Origin of the sequence: Halomonas sp., from assembly GCF_033549285.1 — a bacterium.
In the GTDB taxonomy this organism is placed as follows: domain Bacteria; phylum Pseudomonadota; class Gammaproteobacteria; order Pseudomonadales; family Halomonadaceae; genus Halomonas.
This window is the reverse complement of record NZ_JAWSUJ010000052.1, coordinates 22,580-29,806: the sequence shown is the minus strand read 5'-3', so window position 1 is coordinate 29,806 and position 7,227 is coordinate 22,580. Positions and strand designations below refer to the sequence as shown.

The following is a 7,227-nucleotide window of genomic DNA, read 5'->3' as shown; positions in this document are numbered from 1 at the left end:
CCGAGCGCCAAGCGCCAAGCGCCAAGCGCCAAGCGCCAAGCGCCAAGCGCCAAGCGCCAAGCGCCAAGCGCCAAGCGCCGCAGGATGATGTCACTGACACTGCCGAGCTCAACGAAACAAACCCCGCCGAACTCGACATCCGGCGGGGTTTCTCGTTGGCTTACTCCACACCTGCCGCCCGTCACTGAGCAGCTCGGCGCTTGCAGCTTGGCGCTTACAGTCGATAGACGCTCTTGGTCATCACCTTCGACATCAGCTTCATGCCCAGCTTGACCGGTGCAGGGAAGCGGACGCCACCGGCTTCCAGCGCCAGCTGGGCGTGGTGGGCCTCGTCGATGGCCATCTGGCGCAGCACCGCCCGGGAGCGCTGGTCCCCCGGTGGCAGCTTGACCAGGTGTTCCTCCAGATGGTGGCCCACCTGCTCCTCGGTGGCGGCCACGAAGCCGAGGCTGATCCGGTCGCCCACGGCGCCGGCCGTGGCGCCGAGGCCGAAGGATGCCGCGTAGAACAGCGGGTTGAGCACGCTGGGGCGGTCATGCAGCTCCTGCAGACGGGAATCGCACCAGGCCAGGTGGTCGATCTCCTCCTGGGCGGCCTGCTCCATCTGGTCGCGCACCTCCGGCAGCTTGGCGGTGAACCCCTGGCCCTGGTAGAGGGCCTGGGCACACACCTCGCCGGTGTGGTTGATGCGCATCAGCCCGGCGGCGTGCCGCCGCTCCTCGTCGCTCAGCGGCTCGTCGTGGATCTCCGGGGTCGCCGGCGACGGCCGCGAGGGGGCGGCCGCGTGGGGGACCAGGGTCTTCAGCACGGTATCGAACTGGTGGATCAGGTTGTCGGTGCGGGAAAGGGAACGGGTCATGGCGGGTCTCTCGAGAGAATGCACCTGATGCGTCGTACGCCTGTCGCGCGCGGCGCGAGCCGCAGAGCGCCAGCTAGCCAGCCGGCCAAGTGAAGCGACGACCGCCCATCAGGTGCATGTGGATATGATAGACGGTCTGGCCACCCTGGTCATTGCAGTTCATCACCACCCGGTAGCCCTCCTCGGCGAAGCCCTTCTCCGCCGCCAGCCTGGCGGCGGTGTACTGCAGCCGGCCGACCAGCGCCAGGTCGTCCTCCTCGATATCGTTGAGGGTGGCGATATGCTGCTTGGGCACGATCAGCATGTGGGTCGGCGCCTGGGGATTGATGTCGTTGAAGGCCAGCACCGCATCGTCCTCGTAGACGATGTCGGCGGGAATCTCGCGCTCGATGATCTTGCAGAACAGGCAATCCATGGGGGTCGTTCCTCTCGGTCGGGTCTCGGGTCAGCGGAAGCGCCGCTGGGCGAGCAGGTGGCGCACCAGCGGCCCCAGGATCAGCTCCATGGCCAGTGACAGCCGCGACCCCGGCACCACCAGGGTGTGCGGCCGGCTCATGAAGGCATCCTGGATCATCGCCAGCAGGTAGGGGAAGTCCACCGTGGCCGGGTCACGGAAGCGGATCACCACGAAGGACTCGGCATCGGTGGGGATGTCCTGCACCTCGAAGGGGTTGGAGGTATCCACCGTGGGCACCCGCTGGAAGTTGATATGGGTGCGCGAGAACTGCGGCTGGATGTAGCGCACGTAGTCGTCCATGCGCCCCAGGATGGTATCGATCACCGCCTCCTGGGAGTAGCCGCGGTGCCGCATGTCGCGATCGATCTTCTGGATCCACTCCAGATTCATGGTCGGCGCCACCCCCACCAGCAGGTCGACGTGGCGGGCGATATCGAGCTCGGCGGTGACCAGCCCCCCGTGCAGGCCCTCGTAGAACAGCAGGTCCGTGCCACAGGGCAGCGGCTGCCATTCGGTGAAGGTGCCGACCTGGTAGCCGGCCTCGATCATCTGCTTGTCTTCGGCATGGATATAGTGGCGGTAGGTGCCGTTGCCGTGCTCGCCGTACTCCTGGAACAGCGCTTCGAGCCGGTCGAGCAGGTTGGCCTCCACGGCGAAGTGGGAGAGCTCATCCTTGCGCTCGGGCTCGTCGAGGAGCAGCCGCGCCAGCTCCTGGCGAGTGTAGCGGTGGAAGGCATCGCCGTCGACGAAGGCGGCATGCACGGCCTCCCGGGCGAACATGCGCTCGAAGGTACGCTTCACCGTGGTGGTGCCGGCGCCGGAGGAGCCGGTCAGGGCGATGATCGGATACTCCCGGGACATCAGCTCGCTCCTGCCAGGGCATCCCGCACATCGGCCGGGATCGCCACCGGCCGACCGCTCTGCGGGTCGACCAGCATCAGGTTGATGCGCGCCGTGGCCACCGTCGCGCCATCGGCCTCGCGCAGGATGCGATGGTAGACACCGATCGCCTTGCGTCCCGGCTCGGGGATGGCCGTCTCCACCACCAGGGCATCGGGCCAGCGCGTCTCGGCCTGGTACTGCACGGCGAGATCCGCCGCCACGCAGGGATAGCCGCCGAGGTCCCACTCGCGAAGGTCCCGTGACGCGAGGGCCGCCACGCGGGCCTCGTGCAGCAGCGACACCAGCGCATCGTGGCCCAGGTGGCGACCATAGTTCATGTCGGTGATGCGCACCGTCAGCGGGTGACGGTGCACCACGTCATCCGCGGGAAAGCTCAGTCTGACACGCTCCATCCTCGCTCCTGCTCTCGTTGTGGCGGGACCGCACGCCGTCAGGCGCCAGTGCGCTCCCGGGCGATGGCCCGGTGGGCGATGTCGCGGCGGTAGAGCACGTCGGGCCAGGCGATCTCCGCCACCCCCCGGTAGGCCAGGTCACGTGCCGCCCCGACGCCGTCGCCCAGGGCGGTGACGCAGAGCACCCGTCCCCCGGCGGTGACCACCCGGCCCTGGGCATCCTCGGCGGTGCCGGCATGGAAGACTTTGCAGCCGGTGGCCTCGGCGGCCTCCAGCCCCTCGATGGCATCCCCCTTGAGGTAGCTGCCCGGGTAGCCCCCGGCGGCCAGCACCACGCCCACCGCGGCCCGCGGGTCCCAGTCGCAGGCAAGGCCGGCCAGCTCGCCGCGGGCCCCGGCCAGGCACAGCTCGGCGAGGTCCGAGGTCAGGCGCAGCATGATCGGCTGGGTCTCGGGGTCGCCGAAGCGGCAGTTGTACTCGATGACCCTGGGATTGCCGTCGGCGTCGATCATCAGGCCCGCGTAGAGGAAGCCGGTGTAGGGATGCCCCTCCTCGGCCATGCCGCGTACCGTGGGCCGGATGACCTGCGCCATGATGCGCTCGAAGACCTCGTCGGTGACCACCGGCGCCGGGGAGTAGGCCCCCATGCCGCCGGTATTGGGGCCGGTGTCGCCGTCGCCGACCCGCTTGTGGTCCTGGCTGGTGGCCATGGGCAGGATCGTCTCGCCGTCGACCATGACGATGAAACTCGCCTCCTCGCCCTCGAGGAACGCCTCGATCACCACTCGGGCCCCGGCATCGCCGAAGGCATTGGCTTCCAGCATGTCGCGGATCGCGGCCTCCGCCTCGTCATGGGTCATGGCCACGATGACCCCCTTGCCGGCAGCCAGGCCGTCGGCCTTGATGACGATGGGCGCCCCCTTCTCCTCGAGATACTCGAGCGCCGGCTCGACCGCGGTGAAGCTGCGGTAGTCGGCGGTGGGGATGGCGTGGCGGGCCAGGAAGTCCTTGGAGAAGGCCTTGGAGCCCTCGAGCCGAGCCGCGGCGGCCGTCGGTCCGAAGATCGCCAGCCCCGCCTCGCGGAATCGGTCGACCACGCCCTCGACCAGCGGCGCCTCGGGCCCGACGATGGTCAGCATCACCTCCTGCGCCCGGGCGAAGGCCACCAGGCCCGCCAGGTCCGAGACGCCGATGTCGACATTCTCGAGGCCAGGCTCCCGGGCGGTGCCGGCATTGCCGGGGGCCACGAAGACGGTCTCCACCCGGGGAGACTGGGCGACCTTCCAGGCCAGGGCGTGTTCGCGGCCACCGCCGCCGATGATCAGGACCTTCATCCGCTGTGCTACCTCAAACCATGCAAGAAACGTCGCGGCATTATGTCAGAAACTCGCCCTGGACGCCGCTCACGGCTTGTTGCTGCCCTTGTCGTCCTCGTCCGGGCTGCCGGCCTGGTTGATGGTCTTCTGCCAGAACTTCATGTTCTCCTCGGCCAGCTCGCGCATCAGCTCCATGGGCGAGTGGCGCATGGCCTGCTGCCACTGGTCCTGCATGCGCTGCTGCTGCTCGAGCATCAGCTTGGTGCCCTGCTCCAGGTAGCGGGCCAGGGGCAGGGGCTGGGCCATGTCATAGACACGGATGAACTGGGCGAGCAGGTCGTTGGAGAAGACCTGCGCATCGCCATCGGCCTGTTCCTGCTCGATGATGATCGACAGCAGGATGGTGCGGGTCAGGTCCTCGCCGCTCTTGGCATCCTCCACCCGGAAAGGGACCTCGTCGAGGATCAGGCCGCGCAGGTCCTCGAGGGTCACATAGCGGCTCTGTTCGGTATCATAGAGCCTGCGGTTGGCATACTTGCGAATCACGCGCACGGCGCTGCTCCTTGTTATACGAAGGGGCGGTTGCCCCTGTAGGGCTATTGTGCACCGCGACACCCACCATGCAAGGCATAGCCACCATTCCGTCTCCAACGCGGCGAGGCCCCATGAACCTGATCCTGCTCTCCCCCGACGACATCGAGAACGGCCGCCTGGCCCGGGTCCGCGACCCGCGGCGCCTGGCCCACCTGCGCGAGGTGCACCGGGCGAGCCCCGGCGACATCCTGACGCTGGGCATCGAGGGGGGACGCCTGGGGCGCGGGGAACTGCTGGCCCTGGACGACGACGAGGCCCTGTTCGACGTCGCCGCCCTGGACCAGGCGCCGCCGCCGGCGCTGCCGGTGCACCTGGTGCTCGCCCTGCCCCGCCCGCGGATGCTGGCCCGCACCCTGGAGCACGTCACCGCGCTCGGCGTGAAGCGCATTACCCTGCTCAACACCCGCCGCGTGGAGAAGAGCTACTGGCAGTCACCGGAACTCGGCGAGGAGAAGATCCACCGCCACCTGGTGCTCGGCCTGGAGCAGGCCCGCGATACCCGGCTGCCGGAGGTGGTCCTGGCCAAGGGCTTTCGCCCCTTCGTCGAGGAGCGGCTGCCGGGCCTGCTGGCCGAGCGCCGCGGCCTGGTGGCCCACCCCGGCATGCCGGGCGACTGCCCCCGCGGCCTCGACGAACCCGTGCTGCTGCTGGTGGGCCCGGAGGGAGGCTTCATTCCCTGGGAAGTGGAACGGCTGCTCTCGGCGGGCTGCGAGGGCATCCACCTGGGCCCGCGCATCCTGCGGGTCGAGACCGCGGTGACGGCCCTGCTCGCCCGGCTCTTCTGACCTCGCGCCCTCGAGGAGCGCCTAGTCGTCCTCGTCCGGGTCATGGGCGACGAAGGGGGAATCCTCGTCGCAGTCGGGCTCGTTGAGGAAGGTCTCGCGCACGTCGAGCAGTCCCAGGTGACCGATGGAGCGGCGCCCGAGCAGCAACGGATAGAACATCTCCTCGCGGTCACGCAGGCTGAACTGCTCCTCGTAGACGGTATCATCCAGGCAGACCTTCATCAGCACCACAGGACGCCGGTCGGTGCCACCGGCGCCGCGCAGGCGAATGCTGCGATAGAGCGGCAGTTCCATGCGTTCGGTGAAGGTCTCGCCACTGGCCTCGTCCTCGAGCCTGAGGCGAAAGCGCACCCACGCCTCGCCCTCCTTGTCGAAGCGCTCGATATCCCGGGCGTCCAGCGACGAGGTCAGGGCACCGCTGTCGAGCTTGGCCTTCACCTCGACGCCCCAGGGCTCGAGGGTCGCCTTTTCTACCCAGCCGAAGACCTTGCCCTCGTTGGCGGCCATGGCCGGAGACGCGGCGCTCAGCAACAGGGCGGTCAGCAGGGGCAGGCCGTAACGTGTCGGGGACATGGTCTCCTCCGGGTCAGGGGCTCAGCGCTGCAGGCGCTCGAGCAGGTTGCGGGTGGCGAAGCCATCCGGGGTGGTGCCGATGGCGGCCTGGAACTCGCGCAGGCCCCGGCGGGTGTTGGGGCCCATGATGCCGTCCGGCGTGCCCACCTCGAAGCCACGCTGGTTGAGCAGGCGCTGCATCTCGCGCACCTGGCGGCGGCTCAGCGGCTGCTCCTCCCGGGGCCAGCCCTGCACCACCCCCTCGCGGCCGGCGATCTCGTCGGCCAGGGTGCCCACCGCCAGGGCGTAGCTGGTGGCGTTGTTGTAGCGCAGGATGGCGCGGAAATTGGGGCCCACCAGGAAGGCCGGGCCCTCCGCCCCGCCGGGCACGATCACCGACGCCGCCGCGAAGTCAGGCAGCGGCTCACCGTCCAGGCTGCGCACGCCGCGTTCCGCCCAGTCGCGGCTGGGGCGACGGGTGGCGAGCTCGGTCTCGGCGTAGTCGAAGCCGTCGGGGAGGCGGACTTCAATGCCCCAGGGCTGACCCGCCTGCCAGCCGGCCCGATCGAGGTAGTTGGCAGTGGAGGCCATCACGTCCGGGATGCTGCCCCAGATGTCACGCCGTCCGTCGCCGTCACCATCCACGGCATAGGCCTCGAAGCTCGAGGGAATGAACTGGGTGTGTCCCATGGCACCGGCCCAGGAGCCCTGCATGCGCTCAGGCGAGATATCCCCGGCTTCCAGGATGCGCAGCGCCGCGAGCAGCTCGTCGCGGGCGAAGTCGCGACGGCGGCCGTCATAGGCCAGGGTGGCCAGCGCCTCCAGGGTCGAGAAGTCGCCGAAGTTGCCGCCGTAGTTGCTCTCGATGCCCCAGATGGCGACGATCACCTCGGCGGGCACCCCATAGCGCCGCTCCATCTCCCGGGCCGTGGCGCGATGTGCCTCCAGGCGTTCCCGCCCCGTGGTCACCCGGGTCGCCGAGACGGCACTGTCCAGGTACTGCCAGATCGGCCGCACGAACTCGGGCTGGGAGCGGTCGAGCTCGATGACCCGCGGCCGATAGCGCAGGCCGTCCAGGGCCCGTGCCAGGGTCGCCTCGCCGATGCCCTCTGCCCGCGCCTCGCGCCGGAAGTCGGCCAGCCAGCTGGCGAAGTCCGCCGCAGGCGCCGGCTCGCCGGCTTCCACCTCGGCCACGGCATCGGTCGCCTCGCCGGACTCCGGCTCGCGGGCCACGTTGGCCTCGCTGGGGGGCACGGCCTGACAGCCGGCCAGAAGTGCCAGCAGCAGGGGGGTGGTCAGCATCCGTCTCATCGTCGCTCCTGCAGGACGTTTCCATGATCCGCCCGATCATCGCCCAGAACCGGCCGCC

Annotated in this window: 10 protein-coding genes; 2 read left to right on the top strand and 8 right to left on the bottom strand. The window is 69.3% G+C overall.

What is annotated here, in order from left to right:
- The coding region (locus tag SCI24_RS12730) for a hypothetical protein (protein WP_318725727.1) at positions 1-188 on the top strand (188 nt) is incomplete at its 5' end.
- 26 nt (positions 189-214) lie between these two features.
- On the opposite strand, the gene coq7 is transcribed toward SCI24_RS12730, so the two are convergent.
- The 6 genes from coq7 to phaR all read right to left on the bottom strand — a co-directional run bounded on the left by coq7 (position 215) and on the right by phaR (position 4,479).
- A complete protein-coding gene (gene coq7 / locus SCI24_RS12725; protein WP_318725726.1) occupies positions 215-859 on the bottom strand; it encodes a 2-polyprenyl-3-methyl-6-methoxy-1,4-benzoquinone monooxygenase in 645 nt (214 codons plus the stop codon).
- Between the two features lie 73 nt (positions 860-932).
- Positions 933-1,274: a histidine triad nucleotide-binding protein gene (locus tag SCI24_RS12720; protein WP_318725725.1), complete on the bottom strand. Its 342-nt coding sequence runs from the start codon at positions 1,272-1,274 to the stop codon at positions 933-935.
- Between the two features lie 30 nt (positions 1,275-1,304).
- Complete coding sequence (locus SCI24_RS12715; RefSeq protein WP_133636428.1) at positions 1,305-2,177, bottom strand: phosphoribulokinase; 873 nt, start codon at positions 2,175-2,177, stop codon at positions 1,305-1,307.
- Positions 2,177-2,611, bottom strand: coding sequence for a thioesterase family protein (locus tag SCI24_RS12710; RefSeq protein ID WP_318725724.1), 435 nt, complete (start codon positions 2,609-2,611; stop codon positions 2,177-2,179). Before SCI24_RS12710 ends, SCI24_RS12715 begins: the two co-directional genes overlap by 1 nt.
- 38 nt (positions 2,612-2,649) lie before the next feature.
- Entirely contained in the window at positions 2,650-3,945 is a 1,296-nt protein-coding gene (purD, locus tag SCI24_RS12705; RefSeq protein ID WP_318725723.1) for a phosphoribosylamine--glycine ligase, read from the bottom strand.
- 69 nt (positions 3,946-4,014) lie between these two features.
- The gene (gene phaR / locus SCI24_RS12700) at positions 4,015-4,479 is read right to left on the bottom strand and encodes a polyhydroxyalkanoate synthesis repressor PhaR (protein ID WP_106230561.1); all 465 of its coding nucleotides are present in this window, start codon (positions 4,477-4,479) and stop codon (positions 4,015-4,017) included.
- Positions 4,480-4,592: 113 nt separating this feature from the next.
- On the opposite strand from phaR, the gene SCI24_RS12695 reads away from it, so the two are divergent.
- Positions 4,593-5,306: a 16S rRNA (uracil(1498)-N(3))-methyltransferase gene (locus SCI24_RS12695; RefSeq protein WP_318725722.1), complete on the top strand. Its 714-nt coding sequence runs from the start codon at positions 4,593-4,595 to the stop codon at positions 5,304-5,306.
- A gap of 21 nt (positions 5,307-5,327) precedes the next feature.
- Here SCI24_RS12695 and SCI24_RS12690 read toward each other — a convergent pair whose 3' ends face one another.
- Complete coding sequence (locus SCI24_RS12690) at positions 5,328-5,879, bottom strand: ATP-dependent zinc protease (protein WP_318725721.1); 552 nt, start codon at positions 5,877-5,879, stop codon at positions 5,328-5,330.
- A gap of 21 nt (positions 5,880-5,900) precedes the next feature.
- On the bottom strand, positions 5,901-7,169 hold the full coding sequence (locus tag SCI24_RS12685; RefSeq protein WP_318725720.1) for a lytic murein transglycosylase: 1,269 nt from the start codon (positions 7,167-7,169) through the stop codon (positions 5,901-5,903).
- Positions 7,170-7,227 lie beyond the last annotated feature (58 nt).